Raw genomic sequence first — 25,838 nt, forward strand, 5'->3', positions numbered from 1 at the left:
GCGATGAAGGCGGCTTTGGTGGCGGCTTCGGCGGCGGTGATCGCTTCGGCGGCGGCGGCGGCGGTTTCCGTGGCGGCGGCGGTGGCGGCTTCGGCGGCGGTCGTGGCGGCGGCGGCATGCCTCCCCAGGTCGTTGGCGAGGGCACCGGCGTCGTAAAGTTCTTCAACGCGCAGAAGGGTTTCGGCTTCGTCGTGCGCGATGACGGCGGCGAAGACGTGTTCGTGCACATCTCGGCGGTCGAGCAGGCCGGCCTGACCGGTCTGGCGGAAGGCCAGCCGCTCGGCTTCACCCTCGTCGATCGCGGCGGCCGCATCTCGGCCACCGAGCTGAAGATCGAAGGCGAGCCGCTTCCGGTCCAGGATCGCGCGCCCCGCGAACCGCGTGAAGGCGGCTTCGGCGGCGACCGTGATCGCGGTCCCCGCAGCGGTGCGGCCGGCGGTTTCGGCGGTGCCCCGCAGCGTCAGCTGACCGGCGAGAAGGCGACCGGCACGGTCAAGTTCTTCAACGCGATGAAGGGCTTCGGCTTCATTCAGCGCGACGACGGCCAGCCCGACGCGTTCGTGCACATCTCGGCCGTCGAGCGCGCCGGCATGGGCTCGCTGAACGAGGGCGATCGCCTGCAGTTCGAGATCGAGGTCGATCGTCGCGGCAAGTACGCGGCCGTCAACCTGCAGAACGAGGGCTGATCCCCCTCGGCTGAATAAGCCTCCCTTTTCGGGCGACAGGGCCCGGCGTTGCAGCGATGCGACGCCGGGCCTTTTCGTTTTGGGCGGCGTGCTGGCCTGGGGGATGCGGGACGCCCGGACTGACCTGGGCATGGCAGCGGCCACGCCCCCAACCCGAATCACGGCCATCCGGCGCCGACGTACAAGCATCGTTACAACAGCGCGTGGACCCGGGCAGTGCGCGATCCGAGCGTAGCGGAAATGGGTGTACCAGCGCGCGGTCCTGCGCCTGTCGGCCGGTAACTGCCGAAATTGCCGCGGCACCAGCGCGTATCGGTTACGCGACCGTCATCAGGCCCTGTTCCTCGATCGCGACGCGATCCCGCCCGAGCCGCTTGGCGGTATAGAGCGCCTCGTCCGCCGCGCGGATCAACGCTTCCTGATGCGAGGCCGTACGGCCGGGATAGGTGAACGCCTTGCCGACACTGACCGTGACGACGTTTCCCGGTGGCCGGCCCGGATGCGGCAGTTGCAGCGCCTTGACGCTGGCGCGAATCGACTCGGCGGTCGTTCCCCCGGTGGATGGGACGATCAGCGCGAACTCCTCGCCACCATAGCGTGACACCATCTCGATCGGGCATCCCGCCCCCGCGGCGATCGCCCCGGCCACTGCCCTCAGGCACTCGTCACCCGCCGCATGGCCGACGGCGTCGTTGAACAGCTTGAAATAATCCACATCGATCATGATGAGCGCGATCGCCTCGCCCCGCAGCGCCGCCGTGCGCCACATGGCGGAGAAGCGCATGTCGAAACTGCGCCGATTGCCGGCCCCGGTCAGCGGGTCGCGATAGGAGATTTGGCTCAGTTCGCTGACCAGGGTCATCAGTTCCCTGGTGTGGCGCTCATTGGCCAGGTGCAGAAGAAAGGCTTTCCTTTGCACCCGCTCGCGATGAAAGGCGACGGCGGTGGCGAGGCACGCCGCGGCGCTGGCGAATAGCAGGAAGCCCCAATAGGACAGGACATGCGACCGCCCGTCCAGGGCGAGCGGGACGCCGACATATAGGGCGATGTTCAAAAGCGTCATCGGCACGGCGACGCGAAACCGGATCGGCAGGACCAGATTGGCGGCGATCATGGCCAGCCCGGCCGACATCACGAAACGATCGCTGAACTGAGGCGGGAACAGTATCGCGAGCAGGGTCAGGCATGTGATGTCCAGCGTCAACGGCGCGGCACCGGCGATCCACAAATACCGTGGGGCCAACCACCGCTGGTGTACCATCCACAGCGCCACCGCCGGTATCATGACCTGGCAGGCGATCTTCCAGTGCAGCGTTCCGGACAGGATGTTGTCATGCGCATCGGCCAGCAAACCAGCAACGCTCAGCAGGATGATCGTGACCAGGATGAAGACGATCTGGCGCCGGGCGGTCGGCACCACATATTCGTCATAGCCTTGTTCCAGCTCGCCACGCGGGTCGAGCGAGACGCCACGTCTCTTCAATGCCGTATCGAGAGTCATGTCGTCCAACAAATGGCCACCTCGGTTCGCGACACTGTAGCGGCTAACGGGAAAAATTATCTTAAAGCAAGTTCAAGGTTATAAGATATTGTAATAACACTGAATTGTATTGACCTTGGCGCGCCGTGGGGGCGACATCCCATCCGCGGGATGGCCAGACACGCTTGTTGGACGCCGCCAGGCTCTGTACCGTTCGTCACAGAATCATAGGGTCTGGTCGCCCGGAAGGAGAAGCACGCTGACGATCCTGCCATTGCCGCTATGTCCCGGACATGATCCCTCATGGCACGACTGATCGCAGAGCGGGCGGATGCGCTGCCCGGACTGGCCGAGGTGTTTCGCGACCATGGCTATGCCGGGGCGAGCCTGTCGCTGATCGGCGCGGCGACCGGGCTGGGGCGGGGCAGCCTCTATCACTTCTTCCCCGGCGGAAAGCGCGAGATGGCCGAGGCGGTGCTGGCCGATATCCATGGCTGGTTCGAGCAGGCGGTGTTCGCGCCATTTGCCCAAGCGGACGACCCGCGCGCGGGCATCGACGCGATGATGGTCGCGGTCGACCGCTATTTCCGCTCCGGGCAACAGGCCTGCCTGTTCGGTGCCTGGGGGCTGGGCGCGACGCGCGATCCGTTCGGGCCGGCGATTGCGGGCTATTTCCAGCGCTGGATCGCGGCGCTGGCGGATGCGCTGGAGCGGGGCGGGGTGAACGGCGAACATGCGACCACGCTGGCGCAGGATGTGGTCAGCGGGATTCAGGGCGCGATCACCCTGTCGCGCGCGCTGGCAGATCCATCCCTGTTCCGCGCGACGCTGGGGCGGCTGACCGCGCGGCTCTATACTGCGCTCGCGGCGGTGTGAGGGGGACGGCTCGCCGTCCCCCTGCTGCACTCGGTCAGATCGCGGCTAGCGCCTGTTCGCAATCGGCGATCAGGTCGCCCGCATCCTCGACACCGATCGAGATGCGGACCAGATTGTCGGTGATGCCGAGCGCCTGCTTGCGCGCATCGGGCACCGACAGATGCGTCATCGCGGCGGGATGGCTGGCCAGCGTCTCGGTCCCGCCCAGGCTGACCGCCAGCTTGGCGATGCGCAGGGCGTCGAGGAAACGAAAGGATTCCGCCTCGCCGCCCTTCAGATACAGCGAGAAGGTCGAGCCCCCGCCCGTGCAGTGGCGGCGATAGATATCGGCCTGGCGCTCCATCCCCGGCGTGTCCGCCAGGAAGCCGAGATAGCCGACCCGTTCGACCTTGGGATGATCGCGCAAGTAAGCGCAGACCTTGGCGGCGTTTTCCCCGGCGCGGCTCATGCGCAGTTCCAGCGTCTCCAGCGAGCGGAGCAGCATCCACGCCGTATTGGGGTCGCAGATGGTGCCGATGGTGTTCCGCATCGAGCGGATGGTGGCGATATGCGCCTTCGACCCCAGCACGCCGCCCGCGACCAGGTCCGAATGGCCGCCCGCATATTTGGTCAGCGAATAGACGACCAGGTCGGCACCATGCTTCAGGGGGCGCTGCCAGAGCGGGCCGAGGAAGGTGTTGTCGATCGCGATGGGCGGCTTTTCGGCCGCATCGGCAAAGGCCGCGTCGCGCGCCGCCGCCACCGCCTCTATATCGACCAGCGCATTGGTCGGGTTGGCGGGGCTTTCGAGATAGATCAGTGCGACCCGGCCGGTCGTCGCCGCCTTGGCCAGCACCGCGTCGATCTCTTCGCGGGTGGCGCCGGCGGGGAAGTCGAGCCACTTGACCCCGAACCGGCCCAGGATGCGGCCGATCAGCGTCTCGGTCGCGGCATAGAGCGGGCCGGAATGGACGATCACGTCGCCCGGCTGGACCATCGACAGGAACAGGGTGGCGATCGCCGCCATGCCGCTGGAGAAGGTCAGCGCATCCTCCGCCTCGTCCCAGATGGCCAGGCGGTCCTCCAGGATTTCCTGGTTGGGGCCGTTGAAGCGCGAATAGACCAGGCCATCGGCGCCGCCGGGGCGCTTGCCGGTCACGCCCTCAAAATGGCGCTTACCCGCCGCCGCATTGGGGAAGACGAAGGTCGAGGTCAGGAAGATCGGCGGCTTCAGCGACCCTTCGGACAGGACGGGGTCGAAGCCATAGCCCATCATCAGGGTCGCGGGGCTGAGCTTGCGGTCGCCGATGCTCGTCGCATCGCTCTTGCGCTCGGCCTGGGGCACCGTCGGGATCTGGGGCGGAACGCCGGTCAGATCGGATTCGGTCGGCATGCTAATCTCCTCGGGGACAGGATCGGCCGCTCTCTCGGCGGCTCTGTCCCCAGGATAGCGTGGCGAACGGCTTTGGCGAGGGGGAGCATCATCCTCCCCTTGCAGGGGAGGAAGTTCAGAGCGGGAGCCCGATCAGCGAAATCTGGCGACCATAAGAGGGTTCGCCGCGATGGGTGGCGCGGCGGAAGCTGAAGAAGCGGTCCTCCTGCCCATAGGTGTCCTCGCCCAGCGCGGCAACGCGGGCGACCCCGGCGGCGGCGAGGCGATGGGCGACATAGGCCTCCAGGTCGAACTGATAATGGTCGGGCCGGGTGCCGTCTGCGAAGAATCGTTCGTTTTCGGGCGCCTGCGCGACGAAGCGGCGCAGGAAGGCGGCGTCGACCTCGTAGCTGGCGCGCGCGATGCACGGGCCGATCGCGGCGGCGATACGGTCGCGGCGGGCGCCCAGCGCCTCCATGGCGAGCAGCGTGGCGTCGGTGATGCCGCCGAACGCGCCCTTCCATCCGGCATGGGCGGCGCCGATCACCCCGGCCTCGGCATCGGCGAACAGCACCGGCGCGCAGTCGGCGGTCAGGATGCCGAGCAGCAACCCCGGCTGGTTCGTGACCAGCGCATCGCCATGCGGGCGCACGCCCTCCTCGGGCGGGACGAGCACCGTCACCGCTTCGGCCGAGTGAATCTGGTAGCAGGTGACGAGCTGCGCACCCGGCAGCACCGCGCCGCGCGCGCGGCGGCGATTCTCCGCGACCGAATCGCGATCGTCCTCCGAGCCCAGCCCGACATTCAGTCCGCCGTGAATCCCCGCCGACACGCCGCCGCGCCGCCCGAGAAAGCCGTGCGCGATGGGGTCGAGCAGGGGCGTGCGCAGCGTTTCGATGGTCATAGCGACAGTCTCATGATCCGGTCCTCGTCGATCGTGTCGCCGACGGGAAAGTCGTAGCGGCCGACATCGACAAAGCCATAGCGCGCGTAAAAGGCCTTGGCCCGGTGATTGTCGACATAGACCGAGAGGATCAGCTGGCTCGCGCCGCCCGCGCGGGCGGTGGCGATCGCCCAGTCCATCAGCGCGGGGCCGATCCCGGCGCCCAGATGGCTCGACAGGACGTAGAGCTGATAGAGTTCGACCGCATCCTCGGGCCATTCGCCCGGAAAGCCGACCGGGCCGAGCTTGGCGAAGCCGATGATGGCGTCATGCTCGGTCGCGACCAGGATGGTGAAGGCGGGATCGCCGATCTGGGCGGGCAGGCCCTCCGGTCCGAACGCCTCGTCCAGAAAGGCGTTCAGGTCGGCGGCCGGATAGAGATGGCCGAAGGTCTCGGTAAAGGCCGCCTTCGCCATCGCGGCCAGCTTCTCACCGTCGTCGGCCTTCGCGTCGCGATAGACGATCATTCGCCATATCCCGCAGGCACCGGCCAGTCGGGCCGCGCCACCGCCAGCGCGCGGAACAGCGTGCCCATATCCTGCATCAACCGGTTGCGGTCGGCGAGCAGCGCGTCGGCGCGCTCAGGGTGGGCGCGGGCGAGCGATGCGGTCCGCTGGTCGATGCCCAGCGCGCCCAGCAGATCGCGCTGGGTAACGGGGCCGAAGGCGGCGAGGCCCGTACTTTGCGCGGCGGCGGCGAGCGTCGTGAAATCGACATGCGCGCTCAGATCCTGTTCGCCCGGTCGCTCGAAGGGGTTGGCATAGGCATGGCCGCGCACCGCCTGCAGCGTGTCGGCGATGGCCGGGCCTTCATAGCCATAATCGACGATCAGCGCGGCCCCGCCCTGCGCGGCGATCCGGGCGGACAGCGCGCGCATCACCGCGACGCTGGCGGGGGAAACCTCGATGACCGAACCGGCTTCCGCCTCGCGCAGCGGCTCGGGGATGATCTCGCCCGGCACCGGTGGCCCGGCGATCGGCAGGAAGAGCAGATCCTGCGCCGCGACCAGCCGCTCGTGCCAGCCATCGCCCCGGCGGACCAGCTGGCGGATGGGCAGCGCGTCGAAGAACTCGTTGGCGACGACGATCAGCGGCCGGTCGGTCGGCAGCGTGTCGACCGTGTCGTGCCACTGCGCATCGGCCACGCGCTCGCCTTGCGCGATGCGGAGGGTGGCGCTGGTCTCGACGAAATGGATGGTCGGCGAAAAGCCCGCCTTGGCCATCGCCCGCCTGGCGTCGGCGGCCAGCGTGCCGCGCCCCGGCCCCAGTTCGACCCAGTGCGCCTCGGGCCGTCCGGCGCGGTGCCACAGGTCGGCGCACCACAGGCCGACCAGCTCGCCGAACATCTGGCTGATCTCGGGACTGGTGGTGAAATCGCCGCCCGCGCCCAGCGGATCGCGGGTGCCGTAATACTGCGCATTGGCGGCGGCCATGAACTGCGCCACCGGGATCGGCCCGGCGAGCGCGATGGCGCGGGCGAGCCGCTCGGGCAGTGCGTCCTCGGGCGCGGGCTTGTGATCGGCGGGCGGGATCAGCGGGTTGGTCATGCCCCCGCTCTGCCGCCCGGCACGCTCGCCCGCAAGGGGATCAGGAAACGCTGTCGGGCCCGGCGATCGGCTCGACCCGGACGCGGCGCGCCTTGGCGGAGGTCATCAGGTACAGCCCGCCCAGGATCATCGGCACGCACAGCCACTGGCCCATGTGCAGACCCGTGACCTGCGCAAAGGCGCGCAGCTGCTGGTCGGGTTCGCGGAAGAACTCGACGATGAAGCGCGCAATGCCATAGCCGAGCAGGAACAGGCCCGACAGCTTGCCCGGATCATAGCGTGCCTTGGTCCGCCAGAAGGCGAAGCTCATCAGCGCGAACAGGACCAGCCCCTCCAGACCCGCTTCGTAGAGCTGGCTGGGGTGGCGTGCCGGATCGACCAGGCCGAAGGGCACGGTGCGCGGAAAGACGATCGCCCAGGGCACGTCGGACGGCTTGCCCCACAGCTCGCCGTTCACGAAATTGGCCAGGCGGCCCAGGAACAGCCCGACCGGCGCGGTGCAGACCAGATAGTCCAGGATACGCAGCCAGCTGAGCTTGTGCTTGCGCGCGAACAGGATGACGCCGATCCCGGTGCCCACCGCGCCGCCGTGAAAGCTCATCCCGCCTTCCCATAGCTGGAGCAGGCGCAGCGGATGCAGGAACATCTCGGGCGCGTAGAAGATCACATAGCCCAGCCGCCCGCCAACGATGATGCCCAGCGTCGCATAGAAGACCAGATCGTCGGCATGGGCCCGCGACATCGGCGCGCCGGGGCGGTCGAGCATCTTGCCCAGATACCACCAGCCGAACAGGATGCCCGCGATATAGGCCAGGCTGTACCAGCGCAGCGTGAAGAAGCCGATCGAGAAGATGTCCGGGTGCAGCCCCAGATCCTCGAACCGGATATGGCCACTCGCGGCGGCAAGCATGGAGAGGATCAAGCGCGTTTCCCTTTCTGGTCCGCTTCCATAGAGCGGTCGTGGGACAACACCAAGACCATGGGTTGGGTGCCATGAGGGCTGTGGCGGATGGCGGGGCGTGGCCTTCGACTTCGCTCAGGCAGAACGAAGGTTGGGATGCGCTTCAAACGCCCGTTCTGCCTGAGCGAAGTCGAAGGCCATGCTACAGCGCGAGCCCCAAGGGATTCACGCCTTCGCACGAACAATCGACAGCGTCGCTTTGAGACAGCGAAACCCCCGACTTGCCTGCCCGTGCGTGTCCGGTAAGGCTCGGTCGGGATGGAGTTCAGCAGGCGCAACATCCTTATCGGCGGGGGCGCGGGGGCCGGGTTACTGGTCGCCTGGGGCCTGTGGCCGCGTGTCTATGCACCCAATCTAACCGTCGGGCCGGGCGAGCAGGCGTTCGGCGCGTGGCTGAAGATCGGGCGGGACGGCATCGTCACCGTCGCGGTGCCGCAGGCCGAGCATGGCCAGGGGATCGTGACCGCGCTGGCCCAGGTGGTCGCCGACGAACTGGGCGCGGACTGGCGGACGATTGCGGTCGAGCCCGCTCCCCTGAGCCCGCTCTACGCCAACCCGATCGCGGTCGATTCGCTGTTCGAGGGCGCGTTCGACCGGCTGCCACAGGGCGCGCGCGACGAATGGCTGCGCCGCGACCGGGTGATGCTGACCGCCGGGTCCAGTTCGCTGCGCATGTTCGAGGGGCCCGCGCGCGCCGCCGCCGCGACCGCCCGCGCACTGATGGCGCAGGCCGCCGCCCGGCGCTGGGGCGTCGATTGGAGCCAGTGCGAGGCCAAGGACGGCTTCATCACCCATGGCGACCGGCGGCTGCGCTTCGCCGAACTGGCCGAGGCGGCGGCGGGCGAGACGGTGCCCGAACCCCTGCCGCTGGGCAGCGGCGGGGCGGGCAAGCTGGCGGGGACGGACGTGGCCCGGCTCGATTCGCCCGCCAAGGTCGATGGCTCGGCCAATTTCACCGCCGATATCCGCCTGCCCGACATGGTCCATGTCGCCGTCCGCCACGCGCCGCTGGGCGAAGTGCACGCGATCCGGATCGACCGCGCGGCGGCGATGAAGGTGCCGGGCGTGGTCGAGGTGATCGAGGGCGGCGACTGGGTCGCGGTCGCCGCCGCCAGCTGGTGGATCGCGCAGAAGGGGCTCGACGCGCTGGCTCCGCGTGCCGCGACCGCCGGAGTGCTGCCGAACAGCGGGAACATCGCCCAGGCGCTGGATGCCGCGCTGAAGGACGAAGGGCGCACGGTCCTCCGCCGCGGCGACCTCGCCCCGCTCGAAGGATCGGGACTGGTCGAGGCCGAATATCGCGTCGGCGTCGGCGTCCATGCCGCGATCGAGCCGAGCGCGGCGGTGGCGGCATGGCGGGACGATGGCCTCGAACTCTGGCTGCCGACCCTGGTGCCGGACAATGCGCGTGGCGTGGCGGCGAAGGCGGCGGGCATGTCGGTCGACCGGGTGGTCGTCCATCCCATGCCGATCGGCGGCGGCTTCGGCATCGGCCTGGAGGCGGACGCGGTGGTGCAGGCCGCGACGATCGCGGCAGCGCTGAAGCGGCCGGTCAATCTGCTATGGTCGCGCACTGAGGATCTGCGCCGCGACGCTTACCGCGCGCCCGCGCTGGCCCGGATGACCGCGCGTCTCGACAAGGCGGTGCTGACCGCCTGGCACGCGCGGATCGCCACGCCCGCGACCGGCCGGGCGCTGGCCGAACGGGTCATGCCCGCCGGGCTGGTCCGCTTCGACCTGCGCGGCGAGGGCAAGGGCGATGCCTATGCGATGGGCGGCGCGGTGCCGCCCTATGCGATCCCGGCGCTGGCGCTGCATCACCATGTCGCCGACCTGCCAATCCCGACCGGTCATGTCCGGGGCGGAGCGCATGTCGCCAATTGCTTCATCGGCGAGTCCTTCCTGGACGAGTGCGCCCGCGCAGCGGGTGTCGATCCGCTGGCCTGGCGGATCCGGATGCTGGGGGAGGCGCCCCGGCTGGCACGCTGCCTCTCGACCGCCGCGTCGCTCGGCGGTTGGGAAGGCGGCGGCGCGAATAGCGGGCAGGGCGTCGCGGCGCACGGCTTTCGCGGTAGCTATGTCGCGGTCATGGCGGAGGCGCACCGCGACGAAGCCGGGCGACCGATCGTCGACCGGCTGGTCGCCGCCGTCGATTGCGGTCGCGTGATGAACCCCGACATCGTGCGCCAGCAGGTGGAGGGTGGGCTGATCTTCGGGCTCGCGGCCCTGCGCGGCGGTGCGGTCGGGTTCCAGGACGGCTGGGCCATGCCGTCGCGGCTGGGCGCGCTGAACCTGCCGCGCCTGGCCGATACGCCCGACATCACGGTCGAGCTGATCCGATCCGACGAGGATCCCGGCGGCGTGGGCGAGCTGGCGGTGCCGCCGGTCGCACCCGCCATCGCCAATGCGCTTGCCACCCTGCCCGGCTTCCCACGGATACGAAGCCTGCCGATGGAGTTGTCCGCCTGATGCTGCCGCCCGACCATCCCCCCGTCCCGCGCCCCAAGATCGGCGTGCTCCTGATGAACCTGGGCACCCCCGACGCCCCCGACGCGAAGTCGGTGAAGCGCTATCTGGGCGAATTCCTGTCGGATCGCCGCGTCATCGAAATCCCCGCGCTGCTGTGGCAGCCGATCCTGCGCGGCATCATCCTGAACACCCGGCCGAAGAAATCGGCCCATGCCTATTCGCTGGTCTGGCGCGACGACGGCTCGCCGCTGGCCGCGATCACCAAGGCGCAGGCAGTGGCGTTGAAGGACGCGTTCGGGCCCGGCGTCATGGTCGACTGGGCAATGCGCTATGGTCGCCCCGCCATCGCCGACCAGATACAGGCGATGAAGGATGCCGGGTGCGAGCGTATCCTGCTGGCGCCGCTCTATCCGCAATATTGCGCAGCGACGACCGCCACCGCCAATGACAAGGCGTTCGCGCATCTGGCGACGATGCGCTGGCAACCCGCGATCCGCACCCTGCCGCCTTATTATGACGATGCGCTCTATATCGACGCGCTGAAGACCCAGCTGGAGGCCCAGCTCGCCGCGCTGGATTTCGAGCCCGAGGCGATCCTCGCGAGCTTCCACGGCATGCCGCAGCGGACGCTGGAACTGGGCGATCCCTATCACTGTCATTGCCGCAAGACCGCGCGGCTGCTGGCCGAGGCGATGAAGGACACGCTGGCGGGCCGCGAGCTGCTCGTCGCGTTCCAGTCGCGATTCGGCCGCGCCAAGTGGCTGGAGCCCGCCACCGACACCGTGCTGGAGGCGCTGCCGGGGCGCGGCATCCACAAGGTGGCGATCCTGGCGCCCGGTTTCTCGGCGGACTGCATCGAGACGCTGGAGGAACTGGCGATCCGCGGGCGCGAGAGTTTCGAGGGCGCGGGCGGCACCCATTTCGCCTATCTTCCGTGCCTTAATGACGGGGAGATCGGGATCGCGATGTTGCGTGGTTTGATCGAACGCGAGCTTCAGGGCTGGTTGCCGTAGCGTAATATTGCGTTGCCCGCCGTCTTCGCCATTGCGGATGGCGCGTGCCCCTTTTAAGCCACAATCTCAAATGGGAGAGGTTGAATGGCACGGGTCGCGATTGTGACGGGTGGTACGCGCGGTATTGGCGAGGCGATCAGCCTGGCGCTGAAAGAGGCGGGCGTGACCGTCGCCGCCAATTATGCGGGCAATGACGAGCGCGCCCGCGAATTCTCCGAGCGGACCGGGATCAAGGCGTATAAGTGGGACGTCGCCGACTATGACGCGGTCCAGGCGGGCGTCGCGCAGGTCGCCGAAGAGCTGGGCCCGGTCGACATCGTCGTCAACAATGCGGGCATCACCCGCGACGGCACGCTGCTCAAGATGACCTACCAGATGTGGAAGGAGGTCATGGACACCAACCTCGGCGGTTGCTTCAACATGGCCAAGGCGGTGTTCCCCGGCATGCGCGACCGGAAATGGGGCCGTATCGTCAATATCGGTTCGATCAACGGCCAGGCCGGTCAATATGGCCAAGTCAACTATGCCGCTGCCAAGTCGGGCATCCATGGCTTCACCAAGGCGCTGGCGCAGGAAGGCGCGCGGTTCGGCGTGACCGTCAACGCGATCGCACCGGGCTATATCGACACCGACATGGTCGCCGCGGTCCCCGCCGACGTGCTGGAGAAGATCGTCGCCAAGATCCCGGTCGGCCGCCTGGGCCAGGCACATGAGATCGCGCGCGGCGTCGCCTTCCTCTGCTCGGACGAGGCGGGCTTCGTGACGGGCTCGACCCTGTCGATCAACGGCGGCCAGCATATGTATTGAGGCGGGCCTGCTTTCCTCCCCTTGCAGGGGAGGTGGCAGCGCGCAGCGCTGACGGAGGGGTGTCGCGCTCTCGATAGGGGGACACCCCTCCACCATCCTTCGGATGGTCCCCCTCCCCTTGCAGGGGAGGAATAGGTGATGAAGCAAGAACGCCGACCTCCGGTGGGGGAGATCGGCGTTCCGTCCTCGATACGCTACGCGAGGAAAACTGGGGCGGATGGGCAGGATACAGGCCCGTCCGCCCAAACTGTGTTTAGCGGCAATAGCCGGGGCGGCCCGAGCGCTCGATCGCGCGGCCGGCCAGCGCACCCGCGCCGCCGCCGATCAGCGTGCCCAGCGTGCGGTCGCCATCGGTGTCGATGGTCCGGCCCAGCAGGCCGCCCGCCACCGCGCCGACGATGGTGCCGGTCGTGCCCGAGCGGCGGCACTTGCTCGCCTGATATTCGGCGCGTGCGCCGTCCGAATAGCCCCGGTAATAGCGATCGGAATGATAGGCCCGGCGATAGCGATGCGCATCGGCCGCGCTGGCGGGCAGGACGGCGCCGCCGAGCATCGCCAGGGCCGTGGTCGCCAGGGTCAGGGTCTTCATCATGGTCTCACTCCCGAATTCATCGCGATCGACGGTCCCGTCCGTCGTCGTTGACCCGCTTCTGCGCGATTCGGATTGAGCCTTTCCTGAATGTCGCGGTTATCCGCCGTTCAGGTGCGGGGCTGGATCAGGTCCCAGCGATTGCCGTACAGATCCTCGAACACCGCGACGATGCCATAGGGTTCGTGGCGCGGCGGTTCGACGAAGCGTACGCCGCGCTCTGTGTAGAGCCGGTGATCGCGGGCGAAGTCATCGGTTTCGAGGAACAGGAAGACCCGGCCGCCGCTCTGGTTGCCGATCGCATCAACCTGTCGCCCGTCGATCGCGCGCGCCAGCAGCAGCCCCGAGGACGTGGCGTCGGGCGCCACGACCACCCATCGCTTGTCCTCCGGCAGACGCGTATCCTCGCACAGCACGAAGCCCAGCATGTCGACGAAGAAGGCGATGGCTTCGTCATAATCCGCCACCAGCAGGGCGGTCCGGGACAGGCGGCGCGTCATGCTGCCTTCCTGTCCGAATCCGGAACCCGGGCCAAGGCCCTCGCCCGCGAATAAGGCTGTCGTGTTGCGCCGCAGCGCCTATGAGGGCGCCATGCGTCGCGTCCTTCTGTTATCGCTGCTGATGCTGGCGCTTGTGCCGGGATGGGCGGGGCGCGAACGGCTGGCGCTGTTCGATGGGCCGGCGCGGATGGAGGTGCGGGCGGTGCCGCTTGACCCGCATGATCCGGCGCGCCGCCGGGTCGGGGCGCTCACCTATCTCGGCGGGATCGCGCTGACCAGCAGCGACCCGGCCTTTGGCGGCTATTCGTCGCTGTCGGTCGCGGGGGATCGGTTTACCCTGCTGAGCGATGGTGGGACGCTCATCCGCTTCGCCATGGACGCGGACTGGCGGCCGCATGGCCTTCGCTTCGACAATCTGCCCGCGGGTCCCGGCACGGGGTGGCTCAAGTCCGATCGTGATAGCGAATCGATGGCGGTCGATCCCTGGACCGGGCATATCTGGGTCGGCTTCGAAAGCTATAACCAGATCTGGCGCTATGCGCCCGACTTCGCGCGGGTCGAGGGGCATGTCGCGCCCCCCGCCATGAAGGAATGGCCGGTCAATGGCGGACCCGAATCGCTTGCGCGGTTGCCGGACGGTCGGTTCGTCACCGTCTCGGAACAGGCGATGGTGTCGCGCGCACGGTGGCGCGGCAGCGCGGAGTCGCGGCAGGACAGCCGCCAGGGCCTGATCTTTGCGGGCGATCCGCTGCGGATGCGACCCCGGCATTTCGCCTATCGGACGTCACCCGATCACGACGTCGCCGACATCGCCGCGCTGCCCGACGGGTCGCTGATCGTGGTCGAGCGGCGATTCCGCCTGCCCTATCATTTCTCGAATCGGATCATGCTGGTCCCCGCGGCCGAGGTCGCCCCCGGTCGCGTGGCGCGGGGACGGTTGCTCGCCGAGCTGGACTCGCCGCTGATCCACGACAATTTCGAAGGGGTCGCGATCACCCGGGAAGCCGGGGCGACGATCCTGTGGCTGGTGTCCGACGACAACCAGATGTGGCTGCAGCACAGCTATCTGCTGAAGTTCCGGCTGGACCGGTGATTCGCGTGGGTGGGGCGTGGCCTTCGACTTCGCTCAGGCTGAACGGAGCGTTGTACTGAACCCCGCTCGGCCTGAGCGAAGTCAAAGGCCACGCGATAAGCCCCAACGACGAAAACCCGCCACTCCGGGGAGCGGCGGGCTTCAACCCGTCAACCGACCTTCGCGTGATTACGCGGCGGCGGCTTCGGTCTTGGCGGCGGCCAGCTTCTTCACGACGTCGCGCTTCAGGCGACGCACGCGCAGCGACAGCTGGTCGTCCGAGGTCTTGACCAGCCAGTTGTCGAGGCCGCCATTGTGCTCGACCGAACGCAGGCCGTGGGTCGAGACGCGCAGACGCACGCTCTTCTCCAGCGAATCGGAAATCAGCGTGACGTTCTGCAGGTTCGGCAGGAACGTGCGCTTGGTCTTGTTGTTGGCGTGGGAAACGTTGTTACCCACCTGCCGGCCCTTGCCGGTCAGCTCGCAAATGCGCGACATGATCGTTATCCTGGTTTCAGGCAATGCCCGGAAAGGCCGCGCGGATAACCCGTACTGGCGCCTGCGTCAACCGATTCCCGGTTCGGGCCGGTTCCGGGACGTGCAACCCGGCTCCCGCCTGCGGCGTTGTTACGGCAACGAACCTTTGGGAGCCAGAGCCATGCGCGCCTTTCTCGTCCTACTCGGCATCGTCCTTCTGCTGGCGGCGGGCGCCATGGCGATGGGCTGGATCAATATCGACCAGACCCGCGCCGCCGTGGTCCAGGCCCCGGCCTTCCGCGCCGAAGGACCCAAAGTGTCGGTCGGCACGACGCAGAAGACGGTCGAGGTGCCGACGGTGACGGTCGAGAAGCCCGCCGACAACGCCCAGTAAACGCCCCGATCCGTCCCTCTTGCCCCCGCTGGCGACGCGGGGCAGGGAGGGGCGATGTTCCCGCTCCCCGCCCCCATGCGCGCCGCGCTCGATGCCGCTGCCGAAGCAGGGCGGGGGGGCGAGGTGCCGGTCGGTGCGGTGATCGTGCAGGGCGGGGCCATCATCGCCACCGGCGCCAACGCGCCGCGCCGCCTGCACGACCCCACCGCCCATGCCGAAATCCAGGCGATTCGCGCCGCCGCGTCCGTGCTGGGGCGCGACCGGCTGGAGGATTGCGACCTGTGGGTCACGCTGGAGCCCTGCGCCATGTGCGCGGGCGCCATCGCCCATGCCCGCATCGCCCGGCTCTATTACGGCGCGAGCGACCCGAAGGGCGGCGCGGTGGAACACGGCCCCCGCTTCTTCGCGCAACCGACCTGCCACCACCGGCCGGAGGTCTATACCGGCATCGGCGAAGGCGAGGCGGCGACTCTGCTCCGGGATTTCTTTGCGGCCCGGCGATAGGGGGCTCAGTCGGCGTCCGGGTGCAGATCGTCGTCCGAGGGCTCATAGCCGAGCAGGTCGCCCGGCTCGCACTCCAGATAGCGGCAGATTGCCGCCAGCGTCGCGAAACGCACGCCCTTCACCTTGCCCGATTTCAGCAGCGACAGGTTCGATTCGGTGATGCCGATCGCCTCGGCCAATTCCTTCGAGCGGACCTTTCGCCTGGCCAGCATCACGTCGAGATGGACGATCACCGGCATCAGACGAACCGGTCCAGATCGCGCTGCGCCTTCAGCCCCGCCTCGATTGCCCAGACGGTGGCGAAGGCGGCGATGCCCAGCATCAGCGCGCTGCCGATGTCGAGCAGGTCGATGGTGATCGCCCATTGCCCGCCCTCGGGTGTGCCCGGCGACAATAGCATGACCATCAGGCTGTCCGACACCGGCCGCCCGATCGCCCAGATCACCGCCATGAGCGCCGCCCGCCGCAGCCACGGCAGCGCCGCCGCCAGCGGCTCGCCATCTTTGCCCCCCAGGCGGCGCAGGGCCAGGCCGACGCAGAGCAGGATCAACGCGAACGGTCCATCGTCCAGCGCGGTCACGCCCGCGATCCCGGCGCGGACCAGCGGCCGGGCCGCATAGGCGTCGAACCGACGCTCGGTGGCGGGGGAGGCCTGAACAGCCTTCATCGCCTCTTCCTCCAGCAGCATCGAGGGGCGCAGCGACCATGTGCATCCCGATTCGCCGCAATGCGATTTCGGTCCCGGAAAGACGCCCGACAACAATGTGCCGATGCCCAGCGCTGCGGCGCACAACAGGAAGATCGTACCCGTCCATCGACAGATCAACGACTTACGAGGCGGCAGAGAATATTCGTCTTTCACCATTTTCTTTCTGTTTGACAGAAATTTCTTGCCATCATACGCGATAATCATCGGCCATGCGACGGCCGGTTCTGTCAGGGGTGGGATCATGGGATGGAAGAAACACGCGCTTGGCGTGGCGATGGCGTTCGTCTCCGCATCGGCGATGGCGCAGGATAGTGCGCCGACCGGAGCGGGGCGATCGCGCTGGACGGATTCGGAAGTGGCGGTCGGAGTGTTCGAGCATGGTTCGAATTTCCACCCGCTGGGCAGCCGGCTGGTCTTTCCCGATCCGCCGCCTGGAATGTTCTATGAGGGGATGGAAGAGGATGGCACGGTCGACGTCCAGCTCGCCTATCGCACCGCGCCGCTGCCGATCCGCTGGGCGCTGAAGCCCCGGATCGCGGCCAAGGCGCAGGTCAACACCGCCGGGCGGACCAGCTTTTTCAGTATCGGGGCGGAGTGGCGTCAACATGCGTTCCACGACCGGGTCTATGGTCAGATCGGTATCGGCCTGACCGTCCATGACGGCTATCGCTATACCCCCGATCCATTCGCGCCCGGCATTTCCGATGCGGAGGCGTGGCGGCGCTATGACATCTATCGCAACCGGACCGCGTTCGGATCGCGTTTCCAGCTCAACCCCAATGCGTCGATCGGCGTGCGGTTGAACCGGCGCTGGGCAGCGGAACTGGCCTGGGAGCATTACAGCCACCACCAATGGTTTTCCGAGCAGAATCCCGGGATCGACAATCTGGGGATTCGACTGGTTCGGACGCTGGGACGGTGATGCTGGCACTGTTGCTCGCCGCAATGGTGCCGGTGCAGGCGACGCCAGCTCCGCCCGCGTCGGACGATGTCGTCGTCACCGGACGGCGATTAAAGGCGTTGCGGATCATGACCAAGACCGACCGCAAGACCGGCATCCGTCGCTGCATCTTCAAGCGGCGCAGCGGTGATGCGCAGCTCGACGACTATATCTGTGCGGGGATGCTGGACTGCGCGGCAAAGGTGCAGAAAGTCGAGGAGGTCCGGCCCTGCATGGAGCCGGTCTTCGCGGCGGTGCTGCCCCATAGCAAATACCGCGCGGAGCCCGTGACGGACTGATTCAGTGGCAAGGGGGGAGGCAACGACCCTCCCTCTCCATTGGGAGAGGGAAGGTCAGGATAGCCTTGCTCGATACTATGATCAGCGCAGGTCGCCCTCGCGGATCGGCACGATCTTGATCTCGACGCGGCGGTTGGCGGCGCGGCCTTCCTCGGTGTCGTTCGAGGCGATCGGCTGGGTCTTGCCGAAGCCGCGGGTGCCGATGCGGGCGGGCTGCACCCCGCGCGAGGCCAGATAGTCGGCCACCGACACCGCGCGCTGTTCGGACAGGCGCTGGTTATACGCGTCGCTGCCGGTCGAATCGGTGTGGCCATACACGTCGATATAGGTCTGCTTATACTGCGACAGGATGTCGGCGACCTGATCCAGCGTCTGGCGGAACTGCGGCTGCACCGTCGCCGAATTATAGGCGAAGGTGATGCCCGAGGGCAGGTTCAGCAACAGGTCGTCGCCCTGGCGGACCACCTGCACATCGGTGCCCGCGGTGCGTGCGCGCAGGTCGCGCTCCTGCTTGTCCATATACGCGCCGATGCCAGCCCCCGCGAGGCCGCCAATGCCCGCGCCCAGGATCTTCTCGGTCCGGTCATGCCGTCCGCCGACCAGGTCGCCCAGCAGATAGCCGCCGACCGCGCCGCCGATGCCGCCGATCGCCGCCTTGGACAGGCGCTGCTGCCCGGTTTCGGGATCGGTGGTGCAGGCCGAGGTGGCGACCAGCGCGGATAGCGCGGCGGCGGCGAGGAACTTGGCGGACATCGTCATGGACATAACCCTTGTTAAATTGTCGCGTCTCACACCCCGAAACGCGAACCCGATGGCGCTTGTTCCGCAAGCGATCTGAACGGAAGATGACGACGGGAGTTGTCGAAGGCCCTCCCGCCCCGCTATGAGCACCGCACAACGATGGCAACGCTGCCCCCCTTTCCGTGGATCGACGTCCTCATCATCCTCGCGCTCGTCGCGTTGAACGGGGCGTTCGCGATGAGCGAGCTGGCGATCGTGTCGTCCCGGCGGGCCCGGCTGGAGGCGATGGCGCGCAGCGGGCGCAAGGGCGCGCAGGCCGCGCTGACCCTCGCCGCCGATCCCGGCAAGTTCCTGTCGACCGTCCAGATCGGCATCACCCTGACCGGCATCATCGCGGGGGCCTATTCGGGCGCCAGCTTGGGCACGCCGACGGCGGCGCGGCTGGAGGCGCTGGGCGTCTCGTCCTCGACCGCCGCGACGCTCGGCTTCGCGCTGGTCATAGGCCTGACCACCTATGCCTCGCTGATCCTGGGCGAACTGGTGCCCAAGCAATTCGCGCTGCGCAAGCCCGAGCCGATCGCGGCGTTCGTCGCGGTGCCGATGCGCTGGCTGGCGATCGGCACGGCGCCCATCGTCTGGGTGCTCGATTCGACCAGCGGCGTGATCTTCAAGCTGCTCGGCCTGAACCGCGACAATGAGGATCAGGTGACGGCCGAGGAACTGCACCTGATCGTCGCCGAGGCGTCGAAGTCGGGCGTGATCGAGGAGCATGAACGCTCGATCATCTCGGGCGTCGTGCGGCTGGCCGACCGGCCGGTGCGCGAGGTGATGACGCCGCGCACCGAGATCGACTGGCTCGACTGCACGCTGGACGACGAAGCGATCCGCGCCAAGCTGCTGGAAAGCCCGCGCACCCGCCTGCCGGTGGGGGAGGGCTCGATCGATGCGGTGGTCGGCGTAGTTCAGGCGCGCGACATCGCCATGGCGCTGTTCCGGGGCGAGCCGCTCGACCTGAAGCATCTGATGCGCAAGGCCCCCGTCGTGATCGACCGGATCGACGCGATGGACGTGTTGCTGGCGCTGCGCCAGGCCGAGGTGCCGATGGCGCTGATCCATGACGAATATGGCCATTTCGAGGGGATCGTGACCCCGGCCGACCTGCTGGCCGCGATCGCGGGCGAATTCGCCTCCGACGCCGATCCCGGCGAGGCGCCCTCGGTCGTCGAGCGCGACGACGGCTCGCTGCTGGTGGCGGGCACCATGGCGGCGGACGCGCTGGCCGATCGGCTGGGCATCGACCTGCCGGACGACCGCGACTACGCGACCGTCGCAGGGCTCGCGCTGGCGGTGTTCCGCCACCTGCCGGGCGAGGGCGAGAGCTTCGTCGAACAGGGCTGGCGCTTCGAGGTGGTCGACCTCGACGGGCGGCGGATCGACAAGCTGTTGGTCAGCGAGGCTTGAGGCCGAGGCGGGAGCGTTATCCCGCCCAGCGATACCGGACCAGCGCCATGACGAGTGCGAAGACATAGGCATAGCCAAACCGGTCGAGCCGGACGAGGCGGCTTCCCTTGCGCCGCCGGACATAGCCAATCACGGCCATGGCGCCAGCCGCGACGATCGGCGTGACGATCAGATTGATGCGCCTCCATTGCGGATCGGCGATGGGCGAATGCGGTAATAGCAACAGGCTGATCCCGCCAGCGACCAGGCCCCAAAAGGCGAATCCGATGGTGGCGATCAGCGGATTTTTGGGCCGCTGGAACGTTTCGGCCATGCTGTGCAAGCCCGCTTCGGCCGCCGTTTCAAACAGCAATTGTAGTAGAAGTTCGCCACCGTATTGGATCAGGACTTCGAATAGGAACTCCACGCCGCCCTCGACTTCATCGTGATGGGAGCGAGGATAGGGCCGAGCGATATTGAGGCATACACTTTTCCCTCCCTCGCCCCTCATAGAGGGAAGAGGGTTGCGCAGACTTGGTCTTTGCGAAAGCAAAGGCCAAGTCGAAGCTGGGTGAGGGGTGAAGCGCCCGCGTTTGCGGGCGCGCGAGCCGTTCGGCTCGCTCAACCCCTCACCCAAGCTACGCTAGCCAGCGAGCTGGCTAGCTCCGCTAACCCTCTCCCCTTTCCAGGGGAGAGGGAAGGGCGCGCAGGCATGTCTATCGATCCTGGAATGGCGCGGTGAGTAAACTCAAGCCGGCAGTTCGATATCCCCCGACGCCACGACCCGCGAAAACAGCGGGAAGATGTGTTCGATCGCAAAGGCGTGCAGCTCGGTCGAGCGCGAGGCGCAGGCGTCCTCGGCGATGACCACGTCGTAGGACAACTCCCAGGCCGAACGCGCGGTCGATTCGACGCCCATATTGGTCGAGATGCCCGCGATCACCACGGTGCGTACACCGCGCCGGCGCAGTTGCAGGTCCATGTCGGTTCCGGTGAAGGCGCCCCAATGATGTTTCAGCACGACGATATCGCCCGGCTGGCGCAGGTCGGGGACCAGTTCGCTGAATGCGGGCGGCGTGCCCTCGGCCGGCAGGCTGGGGCGGTCGACAGTCTGGCTGGGCATCGTCTCCGGCGTGAAGCCGACATGGACCAGCACCACCGGCGCGCCGCTTGCGCGGAAGCGGTCGGCCAGTGTCTTGGCCGTCGCGACCACCTCTTCGCCCGAGCGTGGGCCACCGGCATAGGGCAGGATACCCCGTTGCAGGTCGATCAGGATCAGCGCGGTGGTTCGGGGATCGAGCGTCGTCATGCCGCGTCAACCGGCCAGCGGACCGGGCGTTCCCTCAGAGCCGCCCGAACACCGCCTCGAACCCAGCACGGTCCCCCGCCGCCAGGAGCCGCGCCTGTTCCAGCCAGCGGTCGCGCGCCATGCGGCCCGAAAAGGCCCCGAGCTGCGCATCCAGCGCCTGGGCTTGCGCGTCGCTCAACCCCGCCAGGTCACCGACCGTGGTGATGCCATGCTCGGCCAGCTTTTGGGTCAGCTTGGGCCCCAGGCCCTTGAGCAGCGTGATCGGCTGGTCTTCCGGCCGGGCGGTATCGACCGGCGCGGCCGAGGCTTCGGCCGCCGGGCTGGCGGTCATCGGTGCAGCGGCGGCGACGGGTTCGTCGTTCAGGGGCTCGTCGGTGACGACCGGCGCCTCGGGCGCCGTGGGTGTCGGCATCACGGGGGCCGGGACGGGCGTCGGGGCCGGGCTCGGCGCGGGAGTCGGGGCGGGTGCTGGCTTGGGTTCGGTCAGCGCCGCCTCGCCGATTGGTGCCGCATCGGGTTCGCGCACCGCCATCCCGGCTTCCTGCGCATTCTCCTCCACCCGCCGGGCGGCATGGGTGCGGCGGCGCTTCAGGCCGATGCCGATCACGATCATCGCGATCGCGGCGATCGCCACGATGGCGATCAGGACGAAATGGATGGTCGTGATCGCCGCCACGCCATCGGGGATCAGGCTTGTCGCCGGTGCGGCCGTCGTATCGTTCATCGCTTCACCCTATTGTCCCTTGCCCGTGATCGCCCGTAACTGTCGGGCCCCAATCGACGGAGTTACTGCCCGGTTCCCGTAGCGTCGGCTTCGCGCGCGACCTCGCGCCAGCCGATGTCACGGCGGCAAAAGCCATCGGGGAAGCGGATCGCATCGACCGCGCGGTATGCGGCGGCCTGCGCCTCGCCGACCGTAGGGGCGCTGGCGGTGACGGCAAGTACGCGGCCGCCGCTCGCGACCAGCTGCTCGCCGTCCATCTTCGTGCCCGCCTGAAACACCAATGCGCCGGTCGCCTCGGCCGCGTCGATCGCCTCGATCGCGCCGCCCGCCTTGGGCGTGCCGGGATAGCCGGACGCCGCCATCACCACGGTCAGCGCGGGATCGGCCGAGAAGGCTGGCGCGGGCAGCTCGGCCAGCCGCCCTTCGGCCACCGCCAGCATCACCGCCAGCAGATCGCCCTGGAAGCGCAGCATCAGCACCTGGCACTCTGGATCGCCGAAACGGGCATTATATTCGATCAGCTTGGGCCCCTGCTCGGTCAGCATCAGCCCGGCATAGAGCACGCCCGAAAAGGGCGTCCCCTCCGCGCGCAGCGTATCGACGGTGGGCCGCACGATCCGGTCGATCGCCTGTTGCTCCAGTTCGGGCGTCAGGACCCGCGCGGGGCTATAGGCGCCCATGCCGCCGGTATTGGGGCCGGTATCGCCGTCGCCGACGCGCTTGTGATCCTGCGCCGAGCCGAAGGGGAGCAAAGCCTCGCCATCGGTCAGGACGAAGAGGCTGGCCTCCTCGCCCTCCAGAAATTCCTCGATCACCACTTCGGCGCCGGGCACCGAGAACAGGTCGGTGATCGCGCCCTCGGCCTCGGCCTTGGTGAAGGCGACGGTCACGCCCTTGCCCGCCGCCAGGCCATCGGCCTTGATGACGACCGGCAGGCCGAAGGTCGTGGCGAGCGCGGCTTGCGCCTCAGCCAGCGTGTTCACCCGGACATAGCCGGCGGTCGGGATGTCGGCGCGGCGGCACAGATCCTTGGTGAAGCCCTTCGACCCCTCCAGCTGCGCGGCGGCCTTGCTCGGCCCGAACACCGGCACGCCCGCCGCACGCAGCGAATCGGCCAGGCCGTCGACCAACGGCGCTTCCGGGCCGACCACGACCAGGCCGATGCCATGCTCCTTCACGAACGCCACCACGGCGGCGTGATCGGTCGCGTTCAGCGCGACGCAGGTCGCATGCTGCGCGATACCGGGGTTGCCGGGCGCGGCGTAGAGCGTATCTAACCCGTTCGACTGTGCCAGCTTCCATGCCAGCGCATGTTCGCGGCCACCCGATCCCAGCAGCAGGACGTTCATGCCCGATCCTTATCCCTATGACGAAAGTGCAAGGCTGGTAGCCGAGGAGATCGCCGGCGACAACGCGCTCGCGCTATCGGTCGGCGAACTCAGCCTGAAGCTGAAGCGGATGGTGGAGGGCGAGTTCGGTCATGTCCGCCTGCGTGGCGAGATTTCGGGCTATAAGCGCGCCACCTCGGGCCATGTCTATATGAGCCTGAAGGACGAGAATGCCGTCATCGACGCGGTGATGTGGAAGGGGGCGGCGAACAGCTTGCCGTTCCAGCCGCAGGACGGGGTGGAGGTGATCGCCACCGGCCGCCTGACCACCTTCCCCGGCCGGTCCAAATACCAGATCGTCGTCGAGCGGATGGAGCTGGCGGGCGCGGGCGCGCTGATGGCGCTGCTCGAAAAGCTGAAGGCGAAACTGGCGGGCGAGGGGTTGTTCGACCGGGATCGCAAGAAGCCACTGCCCTTCATGCCGCCGGTGATCGGCGTCGTTACCTCGCCCACGGGCGCGGTGATCCGCGACATTCTGCACCGGCTGGAGGATCGCTGCCCCACCCATGTCATCGTCTGGCCGGTCAAGGTGCAGGGCGAGGGCTCAGCGAAGGAGGTCGCGGCCGCGATCCGGGGCTTCGATGCGATCCAGCCCGGCGGCCCGGTGCCGCGCCCCGATCTGGTGATCGTCGCACGTGGCGGCGGCTCGATCGAGGATCTCTGGTCGTTCAACGAGGAGATCGTCGTCCGCGCGGTGGCCGAATGCTCGATCCCGATCATCTCGGCGGTGGGGCATGAGACCGATACGACTTTGTGCGACTATGCCGCCGACCTCCGCGCCCCCACCCCCACGGCGGCGGCCGAGATCGCGGTGCCGGTGCTCGCCGATATCCGCCTGACCGTCGCCGCGCATGGCCAGCGCGCCGAACGCTGCGCGCGGCGCTATGTCGAGCGCGGGCGCGAGCGGCTGGACGCCATGGCGCGGCTGCTGCCCAAGCGCGACCAGCTGCTGGGCCCGCAGCGCCAGCGCGCGGACGAGGCGGGGGCGCGGCTCGATCGGGGACTGGAGCGGCGGGTGACGCTGGCGCGCGGCGGGCTGGACCGCGCAGGCGCCGCGCTGCGCCCCGCCATCCTGGAGCGGCAGGTGGAGCGTGGGCGCGACCGGCTGGCCTCGACCTGGCGGCTGGTCCAGTCGCTCAACCCCGACCGTATCCTGGAGCGCGGCTATGCTCGGATCACCGCACGGCCGGGCGGCGAGACGCTGTCTTCAGCGGAGGCGGCACGAGCGGCCGACACGCTGACCCTGCGTTTCCGCGACGGGACCGTGGACGTGGCGGTGGACGGAGGTGGACTTGAGCGCCCCGCCGCCAAAACCTATGACAAGCCCAAGCGGGAGCCCAAGGCCGACCAGTCCCAGCCCAAATCGGGCACGCCGAACCAGCCCACGCTTCTTTGATCCCCAGGCTTCTTTCATCCAAGGCAGACCCATGTTGATGACGAACACCGATCGCCCCGCGCGGCTTCATTATCTGGCCAATGGTTTTCGCGTCCTGTCGCCGGGCGATCATGTCGTCTGTGCGGTGACCGGACGGCGCATTCCGCTGGAAGACCTGAAATATTGGAGCGCCGAGCGGCAGGAAGCCTATGTCGATGCCCAAGCCACCGCGCAGGTGCTGAGCCCGCAATGAGGGTCGGGGGCGGCGTCGCGCTACTGCTGACCCTCTGCGCCTCGTCCGTCGGACAGGCGACGCTTCCCCTTCAAGCGCCGGTCGCGCCACCATCCTCGTCCTTTCGCTGGACCGGCCAGCTGAGCCAGGGCGGATTGATCCGGGGGCAGGCCCCGACCGGCGCGGTGTCGGTGACGCTGGACGGAGAGGCATTGCCGCTGGCCCCGGACGGCAGCTTTCTTGCCGGGTTCGATCGCGATGCCGGGCCCTCGGCCGAACTGGTGGCGAATTTCGCCGATGGCCGTCGGTTTCGCCAACTGCTGACCATCGCGCTGCGCGCCTGGCGGATCGAGCGGCTGGACCGGCTGCCCAAATATCCCGTGCCCGACCCCGAGTTCCAGCGGTTGCGCCCATCCGAGCTGGAGCAGATCCGCGCCGCCCGCGCGCTAACGACCGATGCGACCGGCTGGCGTCAGGCGCCGACATGGCCGGTGACGGGCCGCATCTCGGGCCTGTTCGGCGCGCAGCGTATCTATCGCGGCGAGCCGGGCAGCTATCATTCGGGCACCGACATCGCCGCTGCGACCGGTACCATCGTCCGCGCGCCCGCCGATGGCGTCGTGATCCTGGCGGCCGAAACCCCCTTCACGCTGGAAGGCCATTTGCTGATGCTCGACCATGGGCAGGGGCTGAACAGCGCCTTCCTGCATCTGTCGCGCATCGACGTCCGCGTCGGCGACCATGTCCGCCAGGGCCAGCCGATCGGCGCGGTCGGCGCCACCGGCCGCGCGACGGGGCCGCATCTCCACTGGAGCCTGCAATGGCGTGGGCGCAAGCTCGACCCGCTGCTGGTGACGGGGCCGATGCCCTAAACCTTGCCGGGCGATCGCGGCCCGGTTTCCGTCAATACCCGAGCGGCACGTCCCCTGGCCGACCGGGCACGATCCGATCGAATTCGTCGCGGGTCGTCCCATCGCGCACTTATAATGGAGATCAAGATCCCGGTCTCTCAT

30 protein-coding genes are annotated in these 25,838 nt (G+C 68.2%); 14 read left to right on the forward strand and 16 right to left on the reverse strand.

Features of this window, described 5'->3' with window-relative positions:
* The coding region (locus QZ546_RS12770; protein ID WP_294238103.1) for a cold-shock protein at positions 1–686 on the forward strand (686 nt) is incomplete at its 5' end.
* A gap of 316 nt (positions 687–1,002) precedes the next feature.
* On the opposite strand, the gene QZ546_RS12775 is transcribed toward QZ546_RS12770, so the two are convergent.
* Positions 1,003–2,187, reverse strand: coding sequence for a GGDEF domain-containing protein (locus tag QZ546_RS12775; protein WP_294238105.1), 1,185 nt, complete (start codon positions 2,185–2,187; stop codon positions 1,003–1,005).
* A gap of 282 nt (positions 2,188–2,469) precedes the next feature.
* Between QZ546_RS12775 and QZ546_RS12780 the strand changes: the two genes are divergently transcribed.
* A complete protein-coding gene (locus tag QZ546_RS12780; protein ID WP_294238108.1) occupies positions 2,470–3,042 on the forward strand; it encodes a TetR/AcrR family transcriptional regulator in 573 nt (190 codons plus the stop codon).
* A 34-nt stretch (positions 3,043–3,076) separates the two neighbouring features.
* Here the strand turns inward: QZ546_RS12780 and QZ546_RS12785 are convergent, their stop codons facing one another.
* The 5 genes from QZ546_RS12785 to lgt all read right to left on the reverse strand — a co-directional run bounded on the left by QZ546_RS12785 (position 3,077) and on the right by lgt (position 7,792).
* On the reverse strand, positions 3,077–4,414 hold the full coding sequence (locus QZ546_RS12785) for a cystathionine gamma-synthase family protein (protein ID WP_294238111.1): 1,338 nt from the start codon (positions 4,412–4,414) through the stop codon (positions 3,077–3,079).
* Between the two features lie 115 nt (positions 4,415–4,529).
* Complete coding sequence (gene pgeF / locus QZ546_RS12790) at positions 4,530–5,297, reverse strand: peptidoglycan editing factor PgeF (protein WP_294238114.1); 768 nt, start codon at positions 5,295–5,297, stop codon at positions 4,530–4,532.
* On the reverse strand, positions 5,294–5,803 hold the full coding sequence (locus QZ546_RS12795) for a GNAT family N-acetyltransferase (protein WP_294238118.1): 510 nt from the start codon (positions 5,801–5,803) through the stop codon (positions 5,294–5,296). The genes pgeF and QZ546_RS12795 overlap by 4 nt, the downstream gene beginning before the upstream one ends.
* Entirely contained in the window at positions 5,800–6,882 is a 1,083-nt protein-coding gene (locus QZ546_RS12800) for an SAM-dependent methyltransferase (RefSeq protein WP_294238120.1), read from the reverse strand. The genes QZ546_RS12795 and QZ546_RS12800 overlap by 4 nt, the downstream gene beginning before the upstream one ends.
* A gap of 40 nt (positions 6,883–6,922) precedes the next feature.
* Positions 6,923–7,792, reverse strand: coding sequence for a prolipoprotein diacylglyceryl transferase (lgt, locus tag QZ546_RS12805; protein WP_367113532.1), 870 nt, complete (start codon positions 7,790–7,792; stop codon positions 6,923–6,925).
* 309 nt (positions 7,793–8,101) lie between these two features.
* Between lgt and QZ546_RS12810 the strand changes: the two genes are divergently transcribed.
* From QZ546_RS12810 to phbB, 3 genes are all read left to right on the forward strand, one after another.
* Positions 8,102–10,312 carry a molybdopterin cofactor-binding domain-containing protein gene (locus QZ546_RS12810; protein ID WP_294238125.1) on the forward strand — a complete coding sequence of 737 codons (2,211 nt, stop codon included), beginning with the start codon at positions 8,102–8,104 and terminating at the stop codon, positions 10,310–10,312.
* Positions 10,312–11,325: a ferrochelatase gene (hemH, locus tag QZ546_RS12815; RefSeq protein WP_294238127.1), complete on the forward strand. Its 1,014-nt coding sequence runs from the start codon at positions 10,312–10,314 to the stop codon at positions 11,323–11,325. Before QZ546_RS12810 ends, hemH begins: the two co-directional genes overlap by 1 nt.
* Positions 11,326–11,409: 84 nt before the next feature.
* Entirely contained in the window at positions 11,410–12,132 is a 723-nt protein-coding gene (phbB, locus tag QZ546_RS12820) for an acetoacetyl-CoA reductase (protein WP_294238130.1), read from the forward strand.
* A 253-nt stretch (positions 12,133–12,385) separates the two neighbouring features.
* On the opposite strand, the gene QZ546_RS12825 is transcribed toward phbB, so the two are convergent.
* Entirely contained in the window at positions 12,386–12,724 is a 339-nt protein-coding gene (locus QZ546_RS12825; protein ID WP_294238133.1) for a glycine zipper 2TM domain-containing protein, read from the reverse strand.
* A gap of 107 nt (positions 12,725–12,831) precedes the next feature.
* Positions 12,832–13,221 (reverse strand): VOC family protein, encoded by a 390-nt coding sequence (locus QZ546_RS12830; RefSeq protein ID WP_294238136.1) that lies wholly within the window; start codon positions 13,219–13,221, stop codon positions 12,832–12,834.
* A gap of 91 nt (positions 13,222–13,312) precedes the next feature.
* On the opposite strand from QZ546_RS12830, the gene QZ546_RS12835 reads away from it, so the two are divergent.
* Positions 13,313–14,314, forward strand: a complete 1,002-nt coding sequence (locus tag QZ546_RS12835) for an esterase-like activity of phytase family protein (RefSeq protein ID WP_294238138.1) — start codon at positions 13,313–13,315, stop codon at positions 14,312–14,314.
* 168 nt (positions 14,315–14,482) lie between these two features.
* Here QZ546_RS12835 and rpmB read toward each other — a convergent pair whose 3' ends face one another.
* Complete coding sequence (gene rpmB / locus QZ546_RS12840; RefSeq protein WP_056432158.1) at positions 14,483–14,791, reverse strand: 50S ribosomal protein L28; 309 nt, start codon at positions 14,789–14,791, stop codon at positions 14,483–14,485.
* A gap of 160 nt (positions 14,792–14,951) precedes the next feature.
* Here rpmB and QZ546_RS12845 point away from each other — a divergent pair, with 160 nt between their 5' ends.
* Both QZ546_RS12845 and QZ546_RS12850 read left to right on the forward strand, forming a co-directional pair.
* Positions 14,952–15,164, forward strand: coding sequence for a hypothetical protein (locus QZ546_RS12845; protein WP_294238144.1), 213 nt, complete (start codon positions 14,952–14,954; stop codon positions 15,162–15,164).
* Positions 15,165–15,239: 75 nt separating this feature from the next.
* Entirely contained in the window at positions 15,240–15,668 is a 429-nt protein-coding gene (locus QZ546_RS12850) for a nucleoside deaminase (RefSeq protein WP_294238288.1), read from the forward strand.
* Positions 15,669–15,673: 5 nt separating this feature from the next.
* On the opposite strand, the gene QZ546_RS12855 is transcribed toward QZ546_RS12850, so the two are convergent.
* Positions 15,674–15,907, reverse strand: a complete 234-nt coding sequence (locus QZ546_RS12855; protein ID WP_294238147.1) for a helix-turn-helix transcriptional regulator — start codon at positions 15,905–15,907, stop codon at positions 15,674–15,676.
* Complete coding sequence (locus QZ546_RS12860) at positions 15,907–16,533, reverse strand: hypothetical protein (RefSeq protein ID WP_294238149.1); 627 nt, start codon at positions 16,531–16,533, stop codon at positions 15,907–15,909. Before QZ546_RS12860 ends, QZ546_RS12855 begins: the two co-directional genes overlap by 1 nt.
* A gap of 85 nt (positions 16,534–16,618) precedes the next feature.
* Between QZ546_RS12860 and QZ546_RS12865 the strand changes: the two genes are divergently transcribed.
* Both QZ546_RS12865 and QZ546_RS12870 read left to right on the forward strand, forming a co-directional pair.
* Positions 16,619–17,299 (forward strand): acyloxyacyl hydrolase, encoded by a 681-nt coding sequence (locus tag QZ546_RS12865; RefSeq protein ID WP_294238150.1) that lies wholly within the window; start codon positions 16,619–16,621, stop codon positions 17,297–17,299.
* Positions 17,299–17,616: a hypothetical protein gene (locus QZ546_RS12870; protein ID WP_294238154.1), complete on the forward strand. Its 318-nt coding sequence runs from the start codon at positions 17,299–17,301 to the stop codon at positions 17,614–17,616. Before QZ546_RS12865 ends, QZ546_RS12870 begins: the two co-directional genes overlap by 1 nt.
* Before the next feature lie 81 nt (positions 17,617–17,697).
* Here the strand turns inward: QZ546_RS12870 and QZ546_RS12875 are convergent, their stop codons facing one another.
* Positions 17,698–18,375: an OmpA family protein gene (locus QZ546_RS12875; protein WP_294238157.1), complete on the reverse strand. Its 678-nt coding sequence runs from the start codon at positions 18,373–18,375 to the stop codon at positions 17,698–17,700.
* Between the two features lie 141 nt (positions 18,376–18,516).
* Between QZ546_RS12875 and QZ546_RS12880 the strand changes: the two genes are divergently transcribed.
* Positions 18,517–19,818, forward strand: a complete 1,302-nt coding sequence (locus QZ546_RS12880) for a hemolysin family protein (RefSeq protein WP_294238160.1) — start codon at positions 18,517–18,519, stop codon at positions 19,816–19,818.
* 16 nt (positions 19,819–19,834) lie between these two features.
* Here the strand turns inward: QZ546_RS12880 and QZ546_RS12885 are convergent, their stop codons facing one another.
* From QZ546_RS12885 to purD, 4 genes are all read right to left on the reverse strand, one after another.
* Positions 19,835–20,131 carry a hypothetical protein gene (locus QZ546_RS12885; RefSeq protein ID WP_294238162.1) on the reverse strand — a complete coding sequence of 99 codons (297 nt, stop codon included), beginning with the start codon at positions 20,129–20,131 and terminating at the stop codon, positions 19,835–19,837.
* Positions 20,132–20,545: 414 nt separating this feature from the next.
* Complete coding sequence (locus tag QZ546_RS12890; protein ID WP_294238164.1) at positions 20,546–21,106, reverse strand: hydrolase; 561 nt, start codon at positions 21,104–21,106, stop codon at positions 20,546–20,548.
* A 34-nt stretch (positions 21,107–21,140) separates the two neighbouring features.
* A complete protein-coding gene (locus QZ546_RS12895) occupies positions 21,141–21,830 on the reverse strand; it encodes a hypothetical protein (protein WP_294238165.1) in 690 nt (229 codons plus the stop codon).
* 62 nt (positions 21,831–21,892) lie between these two features.
* The gene (gene purD, locus QZ546_RS12900; RefSeq protein ID WP_294238167.1) at positions 21,893–23,179 is read right to left on the reverse strand and encodes a phosphoribosylamine--glycine ligase; all 1,287 of its coding nucleotides are present in this window, start codon (positions 23,177–23,179) and stop codon (positions 21,893–21,895) included.
* Here purD and xseA point away from each other — a divergent pair.
* From xseA to QZ546_RS12915, 3 genes are read left to right on the forward strand one after another with little or no spacing between them, the layout of a single operon-like run.
* Positions 23,178–24,614, forward strand: coding sequence for an exodeoxyribonuclease VII large subunit (xseA, locus tag QZ546_RS12905; RefSeq protein ID WP_294238169.1), 1,437 nt, complete (start codon positions 23,178–23,180; stop codon positions 24,612–24,614). The genes purD and xseA overlap by 2 nt on opposite strands.
* Before the next feature lie 31 nt (positions 24,615–24,645).
* Entirely contained in the window at positions 24,646–24,846 is a 201-nt protein-coding gene (locus QZ546_RS12910; protein WP_294238172.1) for a DUF2093 domain-containing protein, read from the forward strand.
* The gene (locus tag QZ546_RS12915) at positions 24,843–25,697 is read left to right on the forward strand and encodes a M23 family metallopeptidase (RefSeq protein ID WP_294238174.1); all 855 of its coding nucleotides are present in this window, start codon (positions 24,843–24,845) and stop codon (positions 25,695–25,697) included. The genes QZ546_RS12910 and QZ546_RS12915 overlap by 4 nt, the downstream gene beginning before the upstream one ends.
* Positions 25,698–25,838: the final 141 nt, after the last annotated feature.

It is taken from the genome of uncultured Sphingomonas sp., assembly GCF_913062585.1.
Classification (GTDB): domain Bacteria; phylum Pseudomonadota; class Alphaproteobacteria; order Sphingomonadales; family Sphingomonadaceae; genus Sphingomonas.